This is a genomic window from Streptomyces puniciscabiei, assembly GCF_006715785.1.
GTDB lineage: Bacteria > Actinomycetota > Actinomycetes > Streptomycetales > Streptomycetaceae > Streptomyces > Streptomyces puniciscabiei.
Window position 1 is genome coordinate 6,210,815 of the sequence record NZ_VFNX01000001.1, and the last position, 19,842, is coordinate 6,230,656.

The following is a 19,842-nucleotide window of genomic DNA, read 5'->3' on the forward strand; positions in this document are numbered from 1 at the left end:
TACCCCGGGCGGCTGTTGGCGTGCGGCCATGCGCGCACCCATCGGAGACGTCGACACCGCCACTCCCGTCCCGGACTGCCTTCAGGAGCTGACCGCCCCGGTCGCCGACGCCGTACGCGCCTGGCAGGGCGGTCCCCGCCGACCGCGTCCTCTACGTCGAGACGGACCCGCGCTGGGCCGACACGGCCGTCTTCGTCGAGCACTACGGCCGCGAGCTGCTGGAGCGGTCGGCGAACTGCGTGGTCGTCGCGGGCAAGCGGGGCAGCGAGACCACGCTGGCCGCATGCGTGGTCCTCTCCACCGCCCGGGTCGACGTCAACGGCGTGTGCGCCGCCGGCTCGGCGCCCGCAAGGCGTCGTTCGCCTCGATGGAGACGGCGACCGCTGAGACCGGCATGGAGTACGGCGGCATCACCCCGGTCGGACTGCCCGCCGGCTGGCCGGTGCTGATCGACTCGGCCGTGGTCGACCTGCCCTACGTCCTCGTCGGCAGCGGACGCCGGCGCGGCAAGCTGCTGGTCCCCGGCACGGCCCTCGCGGACCTGCCGGGCGCCGTGGTGCTGGAGGGTCTCGGGGTCGCCTGAGGCCGGGGAGGGACGGACGCCGCCGGGGGATTCAGTAGGCGGTCGCGGTGCCGAGGTACTGCTCGGCGAACGCCGCCGCGGCGGTCGGCGAGGTGAACAGCCGGCGCAGCCGGGCCAGGGTGGTGCCGGCGCGGAACGGGTCGCCGGACGCGACACCGTGATAGATGTCCGACAGCCACTGCGAGAACTCCTGGTAGTCCCACACCCGGCGCAGACAGGCCGCCGAGTACCCGTCCAGGCCGCTGACGTCGCCCTTGGTGACGTAGGCCGCGAGCGCGTCGCCGAGCAGGAAGGCGTCGTGGAGGGCGAGGTTCATGCCCTTCGCGGCGATCGGCGCGACCAGATGACCGGCGTCCCCGGCCAGGAACAGCCGCCCGTGGGCGAGGGGTTCGACGACGTAGTGGTGCATGTCCAGCACGCGCTTCTCGACCAGCCGGCCCTCGGTGAGCGGGGGCGCTCCGGCCGCGCCGAGCCGCTCGCGCAGCTCGGTCCAGACCCTGTCGTGCGGCCAGTTCCCCGGGTCGTCGCCGGGCGGGCACTGGAGGTAGAACCGGGTCAGCTCCGGACTGCGGGGCATCTGGCCGGCGAAACCGCGCGGATGGATGCCGAACAGGACGCAGTCCGTGGAGGGCGGGACCTCCGCCAGCAGCGACAGCCAGCCGATGCCGTCGTCCTGCCGCGCGATCCGCCTGGCTCGCGCGGGTATCGCGTCCCGCGTCACGCCGCGCGCCCCGTCGCAGCCCGCCACGAAGTCGCAGCGCAGCAGCCGCCGTTCACCCGTCTCCGGGCACCGGTACGACACCGCCGGCCGGTCCGAGTCCAGGTCGTGCAGCATGACGTCGCGGACGCCGAAGCGGATCTCGCCGCCGCGTACGTCGGCGTACTCCCGCACGAGGTCCGTCACCAGCAACGGCTGCGGGTAGACGTAGTGACGGCTGCCGGTCAGCTCGGCGTACGGGAAACGGTAGCGCTCGCCGTCGAAGCGGAACTCGCAGGCGCTGTGCGCCCCGGCCCGCTCCGGCAGCCGTTCGGACAGTCCGCGCCGGGCGAGTTCACGCACCGCCCACTCCTCGATGACCCCGGCCCTGGGCCGGGTCTCGATGAACTGCCTGCTCTCGGTCTCCAGGACGACGCAGTCGACGGAGGCGGCCCGCAGGATGCCGCCGACGGTGAGCCCGGCCGGCCCGGCGCCCACGACGACGACCGTACGGCGTTCCCCGGGCGCGGAGTCTAGGTGCGCGGAGGTGGGGTGGGGGGAAGGGGAGATCATCCCCGCATTATGACGGTGTCCCGTCAGCCGCGACGCGGCCGACGGGACACCGGGGCAGGAGTGGGGTCAGTGCGCCGGGGCGTCGGTGACCACGACCTCCTCGATGTCGCGCTCGATCTGCTCGGGCTTGGAGGCGGTCGCCTTGGCCCAGTAGTAGATGCCGAGCGAGAACACCGCGACGACCAGGATGTCCCACCACAGCGGCAGGTCACCGTTACCGCCGAAGGTGCTCAGGTAGGAGATCACGCCGATGCCCGCCAGGTAGGGGAGCAGCCACTGCGCGGCCTTGAAGTCCAGCCGCGGCGCGTTGGGCAGGTTCTTGCTGATCGCGTAGGCGGCGTACGAACCGAGCAGCACGTAGCCGATGAGGATCGCGAAGCCCAGGCGCCACAGGGTGTCCCAGCCGGACCAGAAGATGATCAGGTTGGCGACCACGAAGGACAGCGGCGAGATGATGTTGCCCGCGGGCAGCTTGTACGGACGCTCGTGGTTCGGCAGGCGGTCCTTGAAGACGCCGTAGGCCAGCGGAGCACCCGCGTACATCAGCACGCTCGCCGAGGTGATGAAGCTGACCAGCGTCTGCCAGCTCGGGAACGGCAGGAAGCAGATCACACCGGTGACGAACGAGACCGCGAGGCCGAACCACGGCACACCGCGCTTGTCCGTCTTGGCGAAGACCTTCGGCGCGTAGCCGTTCTTGGCCAGGCCGTAGGAGATGCGCGAGGTGGCGGTGGTGTAGATCAGGCCGGTGCCGCCGGGGGAGATGATCGCGTCGGCGTACAGGACCCAGGCCAGCCAGCCCAGGCCGCACAGCGTGGCGAGACCCGCCCAGGGGCCGCTGATGCCGGCGTAGTTCAGGTTCGCCCAGCCCTTGGCGAAGGAGGCGTGCGGCAGGGCGGCGATGAACACGACCTGGAGCAGCAGGTAGATCGTGGCGCCGATCGCGACCGAGCCGAGCGTCGCGCGCGGCAGGTCACGCTTCGGGTTGCGGCTCTCGCCGGCCAGCTGGATCGCCTGCTCGAAGCCGAGCAGGGCGAAGATGATGCCGCTGGAGCTGATCGCGCCGAGCACGCCCGCGGCGCCCTTCGGTGCGAAGCCCTCGGAGGTGAAGTTGCCCGGGTGGAAGTTGCCGATCGCGATGATGAAGATCGCCGCGAGCGGGACCGCGATCTTCCACCAGGTGGCGGCGCTGTTGGTGTGTGCCAGGACGCGCACGCCGAGGAAGTTGACCGCGACGAACACGGCCATGAGCAGCACCGCGACGGCGATGCCGCTGGCCGTGAGGGTGCCGTTGGCGTTCTGGAACCCGTCGGCAAAGTGCCAGTGCTTGGCGTAGCCGATCATGGCCTCGACCTCGATCGGGGCCACGGTCGCGGCTTGCAGCCAGGAGAACCAGCCGAAGGACATACCGGCCAGGCCGCCGAAGGCGTAGTGCGGGTAGCGGGCGGTGCCACCCGCCACCGGGAACATGCCGCCGAGTTCGGCGTGCACGAGGGCGAGCAGCACGATCGCCACCGTCCCGATCACCCACGAGATGATCGCGGCGGGGCCGGCCGCCACGACGGCCTTCTCGGCGCCGAAGAGCCAGCCGGAGCCGATGATGGAACCCACCGAAGCCCACATCAGGCCGATGAGTCCCACATCGCGGCGCAGGCCGCCGCCGGTGTCGCTTGTGGCTACCGGCGCAGCCTGGTCGACGTTCGCCATGTCTAGGGGCCTCTCAGATCTATACGCAGCATTAACGAGCAAGGAGGCCACAGGCTAGGGAGACTTTCCGAGCGAGCAAAAGAGTGTTAACCAAATTTTGACCCGGGATCTTAGCTGTCTTGGGCGCACACTCGGTTACTGACTTGTCACAGGTCAGATGCCGGGCCGGAATGTCAATATTCAGCCGAGGATTGTGAGTAGAAGGAAAGATTCACTAGTCCAGACGGGGAATTTCGATGGCCGGGCAGCGGTCCATCACCATGTCGACGCCCGCCGCCCGGGTCCGCTCGTAGGCCCCCTCGTCCATAACCCCGAGCTGGAACCAGACCGCCCGCGCACCCTTGACCACGGCCTCGTCGGCCACGGCGCCGGCCAGCTCGCTGTTGACGAAGACGTCGACCACGTCGACCTCGAAGGGGATGTCCGCGAGGGAGGCGTAGCCCTGCTCTCCGTGGACGGTCTCGGCCTTGGGATGCACCGGCACGATCCGCTTGCCGAACCGCTGCAGCACCTGCGCCACCCCGTACGCGGCCCGGCTCCGGTTGCTGGACAGACCGACCACCGCCCAGGTGTCGCCCAGCTCGGTCAGGATCCTGCGGATCGTCGCCTCGTCGCCGTACACGGCCGCCTCCTCGGGGCTGCGGGAAACCGTTTCCCTGGGCAACAGCACCCTACGGGTCCGGATTCCCGGCCCGCCACCTCGCCACCACGGCCGGAATCGGTACAAGATGCCTGCGCACGGCGGCCCGCCCGCCTACGCTCAGCCCGTGCTGCGCATCCTCGACGCCCGAACCGGCGAGCCCGTCCCCGCCGCGCCCTCCCGCCGCGGTCTGACCCGCATCGAGGCCCATGTCTCCGGCCCCGACCCGACGGCCCTGCGCGTGCTCCTCACCGCCGACCTCCTGGTCCGCGCCCTGGAACTGGGCGGCACACCGGTCTGGGCGGCCCTCGCCGCATCCCACCGCCCCGCCGAACTCCGCACCGCCGCGACCACCCTGTCCATCCGCCCCTTCGAGGACGCCCGCGACCTCCCCTCGGGCCTGGGGGAGGCCCAGGTGATCCACGTGACCGCCGAGACCCCGGACGCCTCCGGCGCGGGCCCGGTGGTCCGGGTGGCACCGGTGGAGTGGACGGGGGAGGCGACGGGCGGCCCGTCCGCGGTCCGGCCCCTCCGCGACCGCGCTCCCGGCTCGGTCTCGGAGCCAGCTCCCGCCCCTGCCCCCGAGCCCGCGCCCGGCCCTCCTGCGGAGCCGGCTTCTGGCGCGGTCTCGGAGCCTGCGCCCGCCTCCGCCCCCGGGCCGGCGCCTGACTCTGCTGCGGAGTCGGCTCCTGCCGGCGGCCCCGAGTCCGCTTCTGGCGCTGTCTCCGAGCCTGCGCCCGCTCACGCTCCCGGGCCCGCCGCTCCTCCTCCGCTCGCGGTGCTTCTCGCTGACCCCTGCGCGCTTCGGCTGGCCGTGCTGTCCGTGCCGCGCGGTGAGCCGGTTCGGCTGGACTCCGCCGTGCTGGAGGAGGCCGCCGGGCGGCTGGCCGGGTGGCGGCGGGCCGTGGCCGGGTGGGCGCGGCAGCCCTCGCGGCCCGTGCCCGACGAGGTGCGGGCGCGGTTGCGCTCCGCGTGGGAGGACGACCTGGACCTGCCCGGAGTGCTGGAGGTGCTGCGGGCCGTGGAGAGCGCCCCGGATCTCCCCGACGGCGCCCGCTTCGAGACGTACGTCTACGCCGACCGTCTGCTGGCCCTCGACCTCGCCCGCGACCTGGGGAGCCCCGCGTGATCGCGCGGGCGGGCACGGGCCCGCTGCGCCGGCTGGTGGTGCTGCGGCACGCCAAGTCCGCCTGGCCCGAGGGCGTCGAGGACCACCGCAGGCCGCTCGCACCGCGCGGCCTCCGCGACGCCCCGGCCGCCGGGCGCGCCCTCGCCGAGGCCGACTGCCTGCCCGACCTCGCCCTGTGCTCCACGGCCGTACGCGCCCGCCGCACCTGGGAGCTGGCCTCCGCCGAGTGGGGCACTCCGCCGCCGGTGCGCTACGACCGGCGCCTGTACGGGGCCGGAGTGCAGGAGCTGCTGGACGTGATCCGCGAGACGCCGCCCGAGGTCGAGACGCTGCTGCTGGTCGGGCACAATCCCGGTCTCGAGGAGCTGGTCCTGGAGCTGGCGCGGGACGGTCTCGACGACACGCTGGAGCGGGTGCGGACGAAGTTCCCCACGTCCGCGATCGCCGTCCTCGCCTGGCGCGGCACCGGCTGGCCGGCCCTCGGCCCCGGCGCGGCCCTCCTGACCTCGCTGGTCGTGGCACGCGGGAGGAAGAAGTAGCCCCATGCGCGCGTGAGCCGGCACTCCCGGGCACCGCATAGGCTGACGGGATGCAGGACGAGTACCGCACAGTCGCCCACGCGGGCGTGCACGAGACCGAGGTCAACCGCTCCCGCTTCCTGTGCGCCCTCGCCCCGGCCGCCACCGAAGAGGAGGCGCAGGACTTCGTCGCCTCCGTGCGCAAGGAGCACGCCGACGCCACCCACAACTGCTGGGCGTATGTCATCGGAGCGGACGCCTCCGTGCAGAAGGCCAGCGACGACGGTGAGCCGGGCGGCACCGCCGGTGTCCCCATGCTGCAGATGCTGCTGCGCCGTGAGATGCGCTACGTCGTCGCGGTCGTCACCCGCTACTACGGCGGCGTCAAGCTCGGCGCCGGCGGACTCATCCGGGCCTACGGCGGCGCGGTCGGCGAGGCCCTCGACGCCCTCGGCACCCTCACCCGGCGCCGCTTCCGGCTGGCCACGGTGACCGTCGACCACCAGCGCGCCGGCAAGGTCCAGAACGACCTGCGCGCCATCGGACGCGAGGTGCGGGACGTCCGCTACGGCGAGGCGGTCACCATCGAGATCGGTCTGCCGGACGCCGACGTGGACGCGTTCCGTGCCTGGCTGGCCGATGCGACGGCGGGCACGGCGGTGTTCGAACTCGGCGGCGAGGCCTACGGAGATGCCTGACAATCTTTAACAAATCGGGCATATATCGGCAAAGTTGACCGGCTGAGCTCGGGTCGATACGGGAGTAAGCGCCCGTGATGTCAGACCCGGCCGTTAGTCTCGGGGATCATGAGACTCCTGCACACGTCCGACTGGCATCTCGGCCGGGCCTTCCACCGGGTGAACATGCTCGGGGCCCAGGCCGGGTTCATCGGTCACCTCGTCACCACCGCGCGCGAGCGCGAGGTGGACGCGGTGGTCGTGTCGGGCGATGTGTACGACCGCGCGGTGCCCCCGCTCGCCGCGGTCGAGCTGTTCGACGACGCCCTGCACCGCCTCGCGGACCTCGGCGTGCCCACGGTGATGATCTCCGGCAACCACGACTCGGCCCGCCGCCTCGGCGTCGGCGCCGGGCTCATCGACCGCGCCGGCATCCACCTGCGCACCGAGCCGTCGGCCGTCGGCACCCCGGTCGTGCTGAGCGATGCGCACGGGGACGTCGCGTTCTACGGGCTGCCCTATCTCGAACCCGCCCTGGTGAAGGACGAGTTCGCGGTGGAGAAGGCCGGCCACGAGGCCGTACTGTCCGCCGCGATGGACCGCGTCCGCGCCGACCTCGCCACCCGCGCGCCGGGCACCCGCTCGGTCGTCCTCGCCCACGCCTTCGTCACCGGCGGCCAGGCCAGCGACAGCGAGCGGGACATCACCGTCGGCGGGGTCGCCGCCGTACCGGCCGGGGTCTTCGACGGCGTCGACTATGTGGCGCTCGGCCATCTGCACGGCTGCCAGACCATCACCGAGCGCGTGCGCTACCCGGGCTCCCCGCTCGCCTACTCCTTCTCGGAGGCCGGCCACCGCAAGAGCATGTGGCTGGTCGACCTCGACGGCGACGGCTCCGTCACCGCCGAGCGCGTCGACTGCCCGGTGCCGCGCCCGCTGGCCCGTATCAGGGGCACCCTGGACGGCCTCCTCGCCGACCCGGCGCTGGCCCGTCACGAGGAGGCCTGGGTCGAGGCCACCCTCACCGACGCGGTCCGCCCCGCCGATCCCATGGCCCGGCTCACCGAGCGCTTCCCGCACACCCTCAGCCTCGCCTTCGCCCCCGAGCGCGCCCCGGACGACCCCCAGGTCTCGTACGCCCGGCGCCTCGCGGGCCGCAGCGACCAGCAGATCGCCCAGGACTTCGTCGCCCACGTACGCGGCGCCGGGCCCGACGAACGGGAGGCGGCCGTCCTGGGCGAGGCCTTCGACGCCGTGCGCGCCGACGCCGCCGTACGGGAGGTGGCCCGGTGAGGCTGCACCGCCTCGACATCACCGCCTTCGGGCCGTTCGGCGGCTCCCAGAGCGTCGACTTCGACGCCCTGTCCGCCGCCGGACTGTTCCTGCTGCACGGCCCCACCGGCGCCGGCAAGACCTCCGTCCTGGACGCCGTCTGCTACGCCCTGTACGGCTCCGTCCCCGGCGCCCGGCAGAGCGGCCAGGGCATGAACCTGCGCAGCGACCACGCCGAGCCGCCCCTGCGCACCGAGGTCCGCCTCGACCTCACCGTCGCCGGGCGCCGCCTCGAGATCACCCGGCAGCCGCCCTGGGAGCGGCCCAAACTGCGCGGCACCGGCACGACCGTCGACAAGGCCCAGACCTGGCTGCGGGAGTACGACGGCGCGGCCGGCGTCTGGAAGGACCGCAGCCGTTCCCACCAGGAGATCGGCGAGGAGATCACCCAGCTGCTCGGCATGAGCCGCGAGCAGTTCTGCCAGGTCGTGCTGCTGCCCCAGGGCGACTTCGCGCGCTTCCTGCGCGCCGACGCCGAGGCCCGCGGCCGGCTGCTGGGCCGGCTCTTCGACACCCAGCGCTTCGCCGACGTCGAAAAGCGCCTCGCCGAGCGTCGCCGCGCCACCGAGGCACGCGTGCGTGAGGGCGACGCGGCGCTGCTCGCCGACGCCCACCGCATGCAGCAGGAGGCCGGCGACGCCATGGAGCTGCCCGAGCTCGCCCCCGGCGAACCGGGGCTGGCCGACGCCGTGCTCGGGGCCGCCGCCGTCGCGCGCGCCACCGCCCGTGAACGCCTCACCGTCGCCCACTGCCGCCTCACCGCCGCCGAGTCCGCCCACGCCGCCACCCGGCGCGCCCTGGACGACGTACGTGAACTAGCCCGTCTGCAGAGGCGGTTCGCCGAGGCCCGGCAGCGCGCCGAGCGGCTCCAGGCACGGGCGGGCGCCCACCAGGAGGCCCAGCGGCGCATGGAGCGGTCCCGCAAGGCGGAGGCGGTCGCGCCCGCGCTGGAGCTGCGCGAGGCCGCCGAGGAGGAGCACCGCAGAGCCGCCGCGTCCGAGGCACGCGCGCGCGGCCTGCTCCCCGACTCCCACGCCGACGCGGGCGCGGGCGGGCTCGCCGCCGCCGCCCGCCGGGCCGCCGAGGAGCTGGGCGGCCTGGACGCGGCCCGGCGCGCCGAGCGGCGGCTCGCCGAGCTGGCCGAGGAGCGGTCCGGACTCGACCGCCAGGAGCGCGCCGACGAGGACGTGCTCCGCGAGGCCGAGGCCTGGCTCGCCGACTGGGCCGCCACCCGCGCGGCGCTGCAGTCCCGCGTCGACTCCGCCCAGGAGGCCGCCACCCGCGCCGAACAGCTCGCCGTGCAGCGGGAACCGATGCGTGGCCGCCTCGACGCGGCCCGCACCCGGGACCAGCTGGCCGCCGACCTGGAGGACGCACAGCACCGGGCACACGCCTCCGACCAGCGCGCCCTGGACGCCCGCGCCCACTGGCTCGACCTCAAGGAACAGCGCCTGAACGGCATCGCCGCCGAACTGGCCGCCCACCTCACCGATGGCGAACCCTGCGCCGTCTGCGGGGCCACCGAACACCCGGCGCCGGCCCGCAAGGTCGCCGGACACGTCGACCGCGAGACCGAGGAGCGGGCGCACCAGGCCTGGCAGCAGGCCGAGGCCCGGCACGCCGAGGACGAGCGGCGGCTCGGACTGGTTCGCGAGGCCCTGGCCGCCGCCACCGCCGAGGCCGGCGACACGCCCACCGGCCAACTCGAAGAAGACATAACCGAGTTGGAGCAGGAGTACGCTCGCGCCCGCCGCGACGCCTCCGCGCTGCACGCCGCCCACGAGGAGCTGCGGCGCGCCGAGCACGAGCGCGAGCGGCGCCTGGCCGACCGTCAGCAGGCCGCCGTACGGGCCGCCTCCCGGCTCACCCGACGCGAGACCCTGGAGCGCGAACAGTCCCAGCTGGAAGCCGAGTTGACCAAGGCTCGCGGCGGATCCGGCAGCGTGGCCGCCCGTGCCGCGCAGCTGGAGCGGCAGGTGGCGCTGCTCACCGACGCCGCCGACGCCGTACGCGCCGCCGAGGACGCCGCCCAGCGACTGAAGGACGCCGACGCCCGCCTGGCCGACGCCGCCTACCGGGCCGGTTTCGACACCCCGCTGGCCGCGGTCGCCGCCCTGCTGGACCCCGCCGCCCACCGCGAGCTGCAGCACCGTCTGGACGCCTGGCAGACGGAGGAGGCCGCCGTACGCGCGGTGCTGGCGGAGGCCGACACCGTGGCCGCCGCCCAGCGCCCGCCCGCCGACCCGGCCACGGCCGAACGCGCGGCCGCCGCGGCCGAACACCGGCTGCGCGAGGCGGCGTCCGCGCGCGACGCGGCGGCCCGCTGCAGCGCCGAACTGGACCGCCTCTCCGCGCGCGCCACCGAGGCCGTACGCCGGCTCGCCCCGCTCCGTGAGGAGTACGACCGGGTCGCCCGCCTCGCCGCCCTCACCGCCGGCACCTCCGCCGACAACGAACGCAAGATGCGCCTGGAGTCGTATGTGCTCGCGGCCCGTCTGGAGCAGGTCGCCGCCGCCGCGACCGCGCGTCTGCAGCGCATGTCCTCGGGCCGCTACACCCTCGTCCACTCCGACGACCGCACCGGGCGCGGCCGCAGCGGGCTGGGACTGCACGTGGTCGACGCCTGGACCGGGCGCGAACGCGACACCGCCACGCTGTCCGGCGGCGAGACCTTCTTCGCCTCGCTCGCCCTCGCCCTCGGCCTCGCGGACGTCGTCACCGCCGAGGCCGGCGGCGTCCGGCTCGACACGTTGTTCATCGACGAGGGCTTCGGCAGCCTCGACGACCAGACCCTGGACGAGGTCCTCGACGTCCTCGACTCCCTGCGGGAGCGGGACCGCAGCGTGGGCATCGTCAGCCACGTCCCCGACCTGCGGCGGCGCATCCATGCCCAGCTGGAGGTGGTCAAGGGCAGAACGGGGTCGGTGCTGCGGCAGCGGGGCGTCTGACGGCTCGCGAACCGGCACCTGGCGGCCGACGCATTGCCGCCAGTATGGACGGATTTGTTACCTGCCTTTCCGTCTCCTTCCTTGATCGTCCTTGGCATTCTGTCCCCCGCCTGCCCCCGGGACCAGGCGTCACGCGAGTCGGGCCTGGGGCGTGCCCGCAGCCGCAGGTAGCGAATGGCGGAGGATTTGATTGACGACCGCTTCGAGTTCGCGATGTCTGGGGGATCGCACGCATCGAGCTCCGCCGACGGCTTGCGGCCAGGCGATGCGGTCGCGACGGCGGTGACGAGCACTAGGACCATGAGGAGCCAGACGCGGCGACTAGCCGGTCACCCCGGACTCAAGTCGGGGGCGTGCCGGGCCTCGTACTCCAGCACCGCCCGCGCCAGCCGTGCCGCTGCCTGTGCCGGCGAACACCTCCGCCCCAAACCCCATGGGTCCGCTTTGCAGTACCGATGGGAGATCGTCACGTGGGTCCCGTGTGTCCGCGCCATCTTTCGCGATGGCCGTGATGTGGTCCACCTGGGGCGCCCGCGGGTGCGCGCGGGTTGGCCTCGCGCGGCACGGGCGTCAGGCAGTGTGGCGCCGGTGGTGGCGGAGCCCAGTGCAGTTCCGAGACGGAAGCGGTGGATCACCAGCAGTTCCGCTGTGAGCTGGGCTGAAGCCGTTTGCCAGGTGCGAAGCAAGACGGTGAGTTGGTAGGCGATCCAGGCCAGGGCGGCGATGCCGAAGCCCATGAGGATCTTTGGCCCCGAACCAGTAGCGAGGGCAGTAAGAGCACGCACGGGATCGCCGGCAGCCACCGCTGCCGAGAACCGCGGGCTCTTCGGGCCCGGGCACCGCGCCGCGGCGAGGCAGCAGGCCTGTGCTGGACCGACCGCCGCCAACGCACCCCTTGACCTGGTATCACCCCAGTCCACGACGAAGAAGGACTACGCGTTGCGGCAGCGGGGTGGCTGACCGGGTCAGTGGCCCAGTGCGCGCCGGGGCAGCGGCGAGGAGTACACCACGCTGGTGGTCACCGAGCCGAGCGCGCCGATCTTCCCGGAGACCTCCTCCAGGTGTGCCATGGACCGGGTGGCGACCTTGATGACGAAGCAGTCGTCGCCGGTCACATGGTGCGCCTCCAGGATCTCGGGCGTCGCGGCCACCAGGTCGTGGAACGGCTTGTAGTTGCCGTTGGGATAGCGCAGCCGTACGAACGCCAGGATCGGCAGTCCGAGCCGCTCGGGGTCCACGACCGCCGCGTACCCCTGGATCACGCCCGCCTCCTCCAGCCGGCGGACCCGTTCGGTGACGGCACTCGGCGACATGGAGACGGCCCGCGCCAACTCGGCGTAGCTGGCGCGCCCCTCCCGTTGGAGGACTTCGAGAATGCGCCAGTCGGTGGCGTCCGGGGAATGCGCGGTCACCCCGGATGGATAGCAGGGAAATCCCGGCGTGGACAAGGGGGAGCCGTGGATTCCCCCTTCATGGGGCGGGCTCCGGATCGTAGATTTCCAGTCATGATCACCAAGACCTCCGAGAACCCCGTCCTGCGGGTCGCCCCCACCGCTCCCGCCGAGGCGGCGGCCTACTTCCGGGCGAGCCTGGCCTTCCACGCCGACGTCTCCGACGTGGCCGCCGCGCTCGCGGCCGGCGGCGACCCCGGCTTCGTCGTCGTGGACTCCCGCTCGACCGAGTCCTGGGACCAGGGACACATCCCCGGCGCCGTCCACCTGCCCACCGCGCTCATCCCCGAGCAGGCCGAGCAACTCCTGGACAGGTCCGTGCCGGTGGTGACGTACTGCTGGGGCCCGGGCTGCAACGGCGCCACCCGCGCCGCCCTCGCCCTCGCCGAACTCGGCTACCAGGTCAAGGAGATGCTCGGCGGCTTCGAGTACTGGGCGCGCGAGGGCTTCGCCTACGAGACCTGGCAGGGAAGCGAACAGCGCGACGCCGACCCGCTGACCGCCCCCGTCCAAGGCGAGTGCGGCTGTTGATCGACACCCGTGTAGGTTCTCTGCCCATGGCTCGATACGCGGACACAGGCGCGCTGGAGTGGGTGGAATCGGGCGGCGGCCCGCTGATAGCCGTCCCGGAGACGGTGCTGCCGTTCTGGGCGGGCGCCGACAGCGAGGAGCTGGACACGGACTACGACCGGGCGTGCGAGGTCGACGGTCACATCGGCCTGCTGCCCGTCGGTGACAGCGCGGCCCTGGTGTTCGGCGACGAACCCGCCGCCACCTCGTACCTGCCGGACAACGCCACCTTCGTACGGTGGTCCGCCGCGAACTCCGAGGCGGAGCTCCTCGCCGGTGTCCCCCTCGCCCTGGACGCGGCGGTGTGGGGGAGCGAGGTGCACTGGCGGGTACCCGGCCCGGTGCTGCTGTTCGACTCCGCCTGGCCGGGGCGGGCGGCCGGGCGCAACGAGCACCTCAGGGTGCCGCTCCAGGCGGGCACGTACGCGGTGCGCGCAGCCTACGTCCAGCCCGGTCCGGAGACCTGGCTCGGCCTGGTGCAACTCCGCCGCCTCGGCCACTGACCGGACCGCCGGCGACGGTCAACCGAGGCTGTCGAACGCGATGTTGAGGTGCCTGGGGCCGCGCAGTACCGCGTTCTGCCGGTACGGCGGCGGGTCCTCGACCAGACGGGGATTCTCCAGCCGCCGGGCCAGCTCGGACAGGGCGATCTGAGCCTCGAGACGGGCCAGCGGCGCCCCGAAGCAGATGTGGATGCCGCTCCCGAAGCCGAGGTGCTGGATGTCCTGGCGGTCCGGGTCGAAGCGGTCGGGGTCCGTGAACCGCTCCGGGTCCCGGTTGCCCGCGGCGAGCACCAGCCAGATCCGCGAGCCCTTGGGAATGGTGATGCCGCGCACCTCGATGTCGGTGATGCAGGTGCGTTGCGGCAGGAGCTGGACCGGCGGCTCGTAGCGCAGCAGTTCCTCCACGATCCTGACCGACAGGCCGGGATCGCTGCGCAGCCGCTGCAGGACCTCCGGGTGGCGCAGCAGCGTGAGCATGCCGTTCGTGATGAGGTTGACGGTCGTCTCATGACCGGCGATGAGCAGCAGCACCGCCGTGCTGAGGATCTCCATCGTCGTCATCGCGCCGTCCGGACCGCTGCTGTTCACGAGGTCGGACAGCAGGTCGTCGCGGGGTTCTTTGGCGCGCTGTTCCACCAGCCCGTTCAGGTACATGCCGAGCTGCAGCCGTGACTCCTGCGCGGCCCGCTCGGACTCGGCGCTCGTGCGGGCGTCGGGGTCGAGGCCGGCCACGATCGGGTCGACCAAGGACCGGAAGCGGGGCTCGTCCTCGCGCGGCACCCCGAGCAGCCGGCAGATCACCGTCACCGGGAAGGGGTAGGCGAACTGGTCGACCAGGTCGATCTGCCGCGCGTCCCCGAAGCCGTCGATCAGTCCGGTGACGATCTCACCCAGTTCGCCCCGCATGTTCTCGATCCGGTGCGGCCGGTGCGGTGGCCCGAAGGAGCTGTTGGCGATCCTGCGCAACCGGTCGTGCTCCGGCGGGTCGAGCCGGAGCATGCTGGGGGGTAGCCCCGTCGCCTCCGGCCCGGACAGCTCGTCGTCCCCGGCGGCGATCAGGTTGGCCGCGTCGGAGCTGATCCGCGGGTCGTGCAGCAGCGCCTCGATGTCGTAGTACGAGCTGATGACGTAGGGGCCGTCCTCCTCGTGGAGCACCGGGGTCTTGCGGAGTTCCTCGTAGACCGGATACGGGTTGGCGCGGTTCGCGAAGTCGGTGATCTGGCGCAACATCGAGGCGTGCGGCATGGCAGGTCCTTGAAGCGTCGGGCCCGGACGGCGGTCAGTGGCGGGCGGGGTGGAAGAGCAGCTGCTGGTCGGCCGGTGAGTAGCCACTGAGGGTGACCATGGGGCCGTGGGTGGGCAGGGACGGGTCGGGGAAGTCGGCGTCCACCGGCTGGCGTCCCTCGGGACGCCGGTCCACCGTCGGGTACTCCACCGGGAACGGCGCTCCCCGTTCGATCTGCCGTGCGTAGAACTCCAGCCACCGGGTGTTGTCGAAGGTCACCGCGGCGATGACGCGGCCCTGGTAGCCGTAGACGCCGACGAAGCGGCGTTCGGCCAGCGAACCCTGCGTGATCATGAGCTGCTCGCCCATGGGCGGCACACCGACCGACTTGATGTTCACACCGAACATCGACGACCAGAAGGCGGGCATCCACAGGTGCGGGCGCCGCTCGGCGCCGTGGCAGACCATGTTGTGCGCAGCCGTCTCCGCCTGCGCGACGGCGTTGCCCCAGTGCTCCAGCGACAGGAACTGGTAACCGAACAGCGCGTGCGGCGAGCGTGCGACGTCACCCGCCACGAAGACGTCGTCGGTGACGATGCCCCGGAAGTCGAAGGCCCGGCAGCCCGCGTCACAGGCGACACCCCGGGGCCCGGCCCCCAGCCCCGACCCGGTCAGCCAGTCGGTATTGCGCAGCGAACCCAGCGACACCACCACCACGTCCGCCTCGACGACACTCCCGTCGGACAGATGCACGGTCCGCACCCGGCCGACCGAGTCGCCCTCCAGGGCGGTCACCGTGATCCCGGTGCGCAGGTCCACCCCGTTCTCGGTCTGCAGGTCGGCGGCGACCGCGCCGATCACCCCGCCGAGGGCGCCCACGAGCGGCGCCCCGGCGCGTTCCGCCACGGTGACGGGCAGCCCCATCTCCCGGCAGGCCGACGCGACCTCCGAACCGGCGAAGCCCGCGCCGATGACGAACACCCGGCGCGGCCCCGCCTTCAGCCGCCGGTACAGATCGGCCGCGTCGTCCCGGGTCCGCAGCAGGCAGACGCCGTCCAGCCGGGCCTCGTCCTCCTTCGGCCAGGGCCGGGCGCGCACGCCGGTCGCGATCAGCAGCCGGTCGTACTCCACCTCGTCGCCGTCGGCCAGCCGGACCCGTCTGGCGGTCAGATCCAGACCGGTGGCCGCGACGCCGAGCCGCCATTTGGCGTCGATCTCCCGCCGGTGCGGCAGCTCGGTGCGGTGCGGGGACGCCTTGCCCAGCAGGACCGACTTGGACAGCGGCGGCCGGTCGTACGGCTCGTACGGCTCGTCGCCGATCAGGGTCAGCTCGCCGGCGAAGCCCTCGGCGCGCAGCGTCTCTGCGGCCCGCAGGCCCGCCAGCGAGGCACCGACGATCACGATCCGGCCTTCGAGCCTGAGCCAGTCGACGTAGTCAGCGGGCATCGGACGCCTCCCCCGCGTCCCCCATGCCGTCCAGCCCGTCCGCGGTGATCGCCTGCACCGGGCAGGCGGCGACGGCGCGGGCCAGCCGTTCCCGCTGCTCCTCCGGGGCGTGCGGGTTGTAGATCAACGCCTCGTCGCCGTGCATGGCGAAGACGTCGGGCGCGAGGAACGCGCACTGGGCGTAGCCCTGACATTTGTTGAGGTCGACGACGAGCCGCATCGGCGCTCCGCCCTTCCGGTGGCCAGGTCCGGTGCGCGCCGGCCGTGTCGCGCGGCATTCCCGGACGGCGGTCATGTCCCGTTTGCCAGCATGGGTGCGGTGCGGCGAGATCGCCCGTCGGGCCATCCGTCCGGGCGGTGGCCACGTCCGGGCGCGCCCGGACGACCCGTCACGCCCGGGACGCGGGACGTGGGCGCGGGCGACCGCCGGCCAGGAGGATGTACAGGCCGAGCACCAGCGACCAGGCGGGGAAGACCAGCTCCGACCACGGCACGTTGCTCGAGACGAACAGCAGCGTCAGGGCGGTGAGAGCGCCCAGGGCGGTGAGCCGGCGGGGCAGGACCCCGAGACGGTGGCCGATCGCCGACACGGCGGACACGAAGACGGCCGCCATCCGCATCGCGTACCCCACCATCATCGTGTACGCGAAGTGGCGGCCGAAGTCCCAGTACGCGGCCGACGGCGCCGTGCCGGCCGGGTGGCCGACCGAGAGCACGGCACCGGCGGCCGCGGCGCCGCCGAACATCGTGGCCGTGAAGACCAGGCCGCTGCCCAGGAACACGGTGGCCAGAAACCGGTCCTCGGCCGCACCGACGTGCGCCCGGATCGCGCCCATGAACCACAGGAAGAAGATGCCGGCGAACGGCACGAGCGCGAGGGCCGTCCGCAGCGCGTCGCGCCGCGCGGACTTCGTGAATCCCTGGGCGGTGACCGCGCCGGCTCCCTGCGGCACCCCCAGCCGGACGAGGACGATCGCCGCTCCCAGCAGCAGCGCGAACAGGACTCCGGCCAGGCCGGCGGCCCGCGGCGTCCGAAGCGCCTGCTGCGCCGACCTCTTCCGCGGCATACCGCCCCGCCTCCTCCGCATCGCCTCCGGCACCAGCTAGCCCCCACCCGCCCACCCCTGCCACCGGGGACGGCCGGACGGCCGAGCGGTGTGCGGTGATGGGGGAGCGGGCACGGCTTTGCGGTGTCCGGCCCCCGCCCTCAATTCGCTCGCGTCCGTGCCCCCAGCCTCCTAAGGTGGGCCGCCATGTCTGCGAACAAGGTCCCCGCCCCGGAAGAACTGCGGCGCGACCCGTTGCCCCTGCGTGGTCGTACCGCCCTGGTGACCGGGGCGAGTCGGCGGGCCGGGATCGGGCATGCGGTGGCGCGGCGGTTGGCGGCGTACGGGGCGAGCGTGTATCTGCACCATCATGTGCCGCACGACGCCGCCATGCCGTGGGGCGCGGACCGTCCCGAAGCCGTGGCCGAGTCCGTGCGGGCGGTGCTCGGCGCCCCCGGGGCCCGCGTCGTCGCCGGACCGGGTGACCTCGCCGGCCCGGCGGAACCGGCCCGGCTCGTCGACACCGTCGTCCAGGAGTTCGGGCGTCTGGACATCCTCGTCGCCAACCACGCCCTCAGCGGCTCGGACGGCACCCTGGACGAGATCGACGCGGCGATGCTCGACGCGCACTGGGCGGTCGACACCCGCTCGGTCCTGCTTCTCGTCCAGGCCTACGCCCGCTCGCGTGCGCGGCTGGGCGACGGTGCTCCCGGCGGCCGGGTGGTGCTGATGACCTCCGGACAGGACCTCGGCGGCGGCATGCCGGACGAGATCGCCTACGCCCTCCAGAAGGGCGCCCTCGCTTCGATCACCCGCTCCCTGGCCGGCTCGCTCGCCGGGCGGGGCATCACGGTGAACGCGGTCAACCCCGGCCCGGTGGACACCGGTTACGCAGGCGGCGACGTCCACGCATCCGTCGCCGCTCGCTTCCCCGGCGGACGCTGGGGCCTGCCCGACGACCCGGCCCGCCTCATCGCGTGGCTGGCCACCGACGAGGCGGGCTGGATCACGGGGGAGGTCATCAACTCGGAAGGGGGCTTCCGTCGTTGAGGCCGGGCCGTCAGAGCCGGGACAGCTCGTCCACCAGGTCGTCCAGGCCCAGCGAACCCTGCGACAGCGCCGCCATGTGCCAGGCCTTCAGGTCGAACGCGTCGCCGTGCCGCTCGCGCGCCTTCTCGCGGCCCAGCAGCCACGCCCGCTCACCGAGCTTGTAGCCGATCGCCTGCCCCGGAATCGTCAGGTACCGGGTCAGCTCGCTCTCCACGAAGTCCGCCGGACGGCTGCTGTGCGCACCGAAGAACTCCTGCGCCAGCTCCGGCGTCCACCGCTCACCGGGGTGGAACGGCGAGTCGGCGGGGATCTCCAGCTCCAGGTGCATGCCGATGTCCACGATCACCCGGGCCGCCCGCATCATCTGCGCGTCCAGGTAGCCGAGCCGCTCCTCGGCATTGGTGAGGTAGCCCAGCTCGTCCATCAGCCGCTCCGCGTACAGCGCCCAGCCCTCGGCGTTGGCGCTCACCCCGCCGATCGTCGCCTGGTAGCGGGAGAGGTTCTCGGCCACGTGCGCCCACTGCGCGAGCTGGAGGTGATGCCCGGGCACGCCCTCGTGGTACCAGGTCGAGACGAGGTCGTACACCGGGAAACGGGTCTGTCCCATGGTGGGCAGCCAGGTGCGGCCGGGGCGGGAGAAGTCCTCGGACGGAGCCGTGTAGTAGGGGGCCGCCGCACCGCCGGGAGGGGCGATCCGCGACTCCACCTCCCGCACCCGCTCGGCGAGTTCGAAGTGCGTGCCGTCCAGGTCCTCGATGGCCTTGTCCATCAGGCCCTGCAGCCACTCCCGCACCTCCTCCACGCCCTCGATGTGCCGGCCGTGTTCGTCGAGGTGGGCGAGCGCCACCCAGGGCGTCTCGGCGCCGGGCAGGATCTTCTCCGCCTCCAGCCTCATCTCGCCGAGGATCCGGTGGAACTCCGACCAGCCGTACGCGTACGCCTCGTCCAGGTCCAGGTCGGTGCCGTTGAAGTAGCGGGACCAGCGTGCGTACCGTTCGCGGCCCACCGTGTTCGGGGCGCCCTCGATCGACGGCGCGTACACGTCCCGGAGCCAGTCCCGCAGCTCGACCAGGGCGCCGGTCGCCGCGCGGGCCGCCTCGTCCAGCTCCGCGCGCAGCGCCTCGGGACCGGCGGCGGCGAAGTCCTCGTACCAGCCGCGGCCCGTGCCGTCCGTGTCTATCCACTCGGTGAGCTGATCGATGTACGTCGCCGTCGGCCGCGGCGCCCCGAACAGCTTGCGGTCCAGGCCGAGTTGAAGAGACTCACGGTAGCCCGCGAGCGCGTCCGGCACCGCGCGCAGCCGCTCGGCGATCGCCGCCCAGTCCTCGTCGGTCTGCGCCGGCGTGACCGTGAAGATGTCGCGCACCGAGTGACCGGGCGTGTCCATGTTGCCGATCCGGCGCAGATGCTCGTCCGTGTCGTGGATGGCGAGTTCGGCGGTCAGCCGTTCCCGCAGCAGCCGCCCGCAGCGCCGCTCCACGTCACTGTCCGCCCCCGGCTGCCGCTCCGCCTCGTCCAGCTTCGCGAGCGTGGTCCGCGCCAGCTCCGCGAGGGCCTCCTGGCCTGCGGGCGAGTAGTCGGGCAGCCGGCTCGAACTCTCCCTCACACCGAGGTAGGTACCGGTGACCGGGTCGAGTGCGATGAGATCGTCCACGTACGCGTCTGCCACCTGGCGGGGCAGCGGGCTCTTGGTCTCAGACATGCGCCCATCCTCGTACGAGAAGGATCAGCGCGTCACCCGCGTTTC

General features: G+C 72.9%; 17 protein-coding genes and 1 pseudogene. 9 read left to right on the plus strand and 9 right to left on the minus strand.

All coding sequences use genetic code 11. The features are described 5' to 3' along the window. Positions 1–28 precede the first annotated feature (28 nt). Positions 29–583, plus strand: a pseudogene (locus tag FB563_RS28775) (YbaK/EbsC family protein). A 31-nt stretch (positions 584–614) separates the two neighbouring features. Here FB563_RS28775 and FB563_RS28780 read toward each other — a convergent pair. The 3 genes from FB563_RS28780 to FB563_RS28790 form a co-directional block, all read right to left on the minus strand. Continuing rightward, on the minus strand, positions 615–1,853 hold the full coding sequence (locus tag FB563_RS28780; protein ID WP_079048983.1) for a 4-hydroxybenzoate 3-monooxygenase: 1,239 nt from the start codon (positions 1,851–1,853) through the stop codon (positions 615–617). A 66-nt stretch (positions 1,854–1,919) separates the two neighbouring features. Further along, the gene (locus tag FB563_RS28785) at positions 1,920–3,560 is read right to left on the minus strand and encodes an APC family permease (RefSeq protein ID WP_055708710.1); all 1,641 of its coding nucleotides are present in this window, start codon (positions 3,558–3,560) and stop codon (positions 1,920–1,922) included. 214 nt (positions 3,561–3,774) lie between these two features. Continuing rightward, a complete protein-coding gene (locus FB563_RS28790) occupies positions 3,775–4,182 on the minus strand; it encodes a CoA-binding protein (RefSeq protein WP_055708709.1) in 408 nt (135 codons plus the stop codon). 145 nt (positions 4,183–4,327) lie between these two features. Between FB563_RS28790 and FB563_RS44195 the strand changes: the two genes are divergently transcribed. The 5 genes from FB563_RS44195 (at position 4,328) to FB563_RS28820 (ending at position 10,804) form a co-directional block, all read left to right on the plus strand. Further along, positions 4,328–5,329, plus strand: a complete 1,002-nt coding sequence (locus FB563_RS44195) for a hypothetical protein (RefSeq protein ID WP_234357904.1) — start codon at positions 4,328–4,330, stop codon at positions 5,327–5,329. Then, on the plus strand, positions 5,326–5,868 hold the full coding sequence (locus FB563_RS28805) for a SixA phosphatase family protein (RefSeq protein ID WP_055708708.1): 543 nt from the start codon (positions 5,326–5,328) through the stop codon (positions 5,866–5,868). Before FB563_RS44195 ends, FB563_RS28805 begins: the two co-directional genes overlap by 4 nt. A 50-nt stretch (positions 5,869–5,918) precedes the next feature. Next, positions 5,919–6,545, plus strand: coding sequence for a YigZ family protein (locus tag FB563_RS28810; protein ID WP_055708707.1), 627 nt, complete (start codon positions 5,919–5,921; stop codon positions 6,543–6,545). A gap of 108 nt (positions 6,546–6,653) precedes the next feature. Then, positions 6,654–7,817 (plus strand): exonuclease SbcCD subunit D, encoded by a 1,164-nt coding sequence (locus FB563_RS28815; protein WP_055708706.1) that lies wholly within the window; start codon positions 6,654–6,656, stop codon positions 7,815–7,817. Then, positions 7,814–10,804 carry an AAA family ATPase gene (locus FB563_RS28820; protein ID WP_055708705.1) on the plus strand — a complete coding sequence of 997 codons (2,991 nt, stop codon included), beginning with the start codon at positions 7,814–7,816 and terminating at the stop codon, positions 10,802–10,804. The genes FB563_RS28815 and FB563_RS28820 overlap by 4 nt, the downstream gene beginning before the upstream one ends. Positions 10,805–11,769: 965 nt before the next feature. Here FB563_RS28820 and FB563_RS28830 read toward each other — a convergent pair. Continuing rightward, positions 11,770–12,216 carry an Lrp/AsnC family transcriptional regulator gene (locus FB563_RS28830; RefSeq protein WP_055708704.1) on the minus strand — a complete coding sequence of 149 codons (447 nt, stop codon included), beginning with the start codon at positions 12,214–12,216 and terminating at the stop codon, positions 11,770–11,772. Between the two features lie 93 nt (positions 12,217–12,309). Between FB563_RS28830 and FB563_RS28835 the strand changes: the two genes are divergently transcribed. Beyond that, on the plus strand, positions 12,310–12,786 hold the full coding sequence (locus FB563_RS28835; protein ID WP_055708703.1) for a rhodanese-like domain-containing protein: 477 nt from the start codon (positions 12,310–12,312) through the stop codon (positions 12,784–12,786). 26 nt (positions 12,787–12,812) lie between these two features. Beyond that, a complete protein-coding gene (locus tag FB563_RS28840) occupies positions 12,813–13,328 on the plus strand; it encodes an immunity 21 family protein (protein WP_055708702.1) in 516 nt (171 codons plus the stop codon). Positions 13,329–13,346: 18 nt separating this feature from the next. Here the strand turns inward: FB563_RS28840 and FB563_RS28845 are convergent, their stop codons facing one another. The 4 genes from FB563_RS28845 to FB563_RS28860 form a co-directional block, all read right to left on the minus strand. Continuing rightward, positions 13,347–14,573 carry a cytochrome P450 gene (locus FB563_RS28845; RefSeq protein ID WP_142218984.1) on the minus strand — a complete coding sequence of 409 codons (1,227 nt, stop codon included), beginning with the start codon at positions 14,571–14,573 and terminating at the stop codon, positions 13,347–13,349. 34 nt (positions 14,574–14,607) lie between these two features. After that, complete coding sequence (locus FB563_RS28850) at positions 14,608–15,999, minus strand: NAD(P)/FAD-dependent oxidoreductase (protein ID WP_142218985.1); 1,392 nt, start codon at positions 15,997–15,999, stop codon at positions 14,608–14,610. Next, the gene (locus FB563_RS28855; RefSeq protein WP_055709670.1) at positions 15,989–16,219 is read right to left on the minus strand and encodes a ferredoxin; all 231 of its coding nucleotides are present in this window, start codon (positions 16,217–16,219) and stop codon (positions 15,989–15,991) included. The genes FB563_RS28850 and FB563_RS28855 overlap by 11 nt, the downstream gene beginning before the upstream one ends. Before the next feature lie 169 nt (positions 16,220–16,388). Next, on the minus strand, positions 16,389–17,066 hold the full coding sequence (locus FB563_RS28860) for a hypothetical protein (RefSeq protein ID WP_055709671.1): 678 nt from the start codon (positions 17,064–17,066) through the stop codon (positions 16,389–16,391). Between the two features lie 186 nt (positions 17,067–17,252). Here FB563_RS28860 and FB563_RS28865 point away from each other — a divergent pair, with 186 nt between their 5' ends. Further along, positions 17,253–18,095 carry an SDR family oxidoreductase gene (locus FB563_RS28865; protein WP_055705614.1) on the plus strand — a complete coding sequence of 281 codons (843 nt, stop codon included), beginning with the start codon at positions 17,253–17,255 and terminating at the stop codon, positions 18,093–18,095. Positions 18,096–18,105: 10 nt separating this feature from the next. Here the strand turns inward: FB563_RS28865 and FB563_RS28870 are convergent, their stop codons facing one another. Then, positions 18,106–19,797 (minus strand): DUF885 domain-containing protein, encoded by a 1,692-nt coding sequence (locus FB563_RS28870; RefSeq protein WP_055705615.1) that lies wholly within the window; start codon positions 19,795–19,797, stop codon positions 18,106–18,108. Positions 19,798–19,842: the final 45 nt, after the last annotated feature.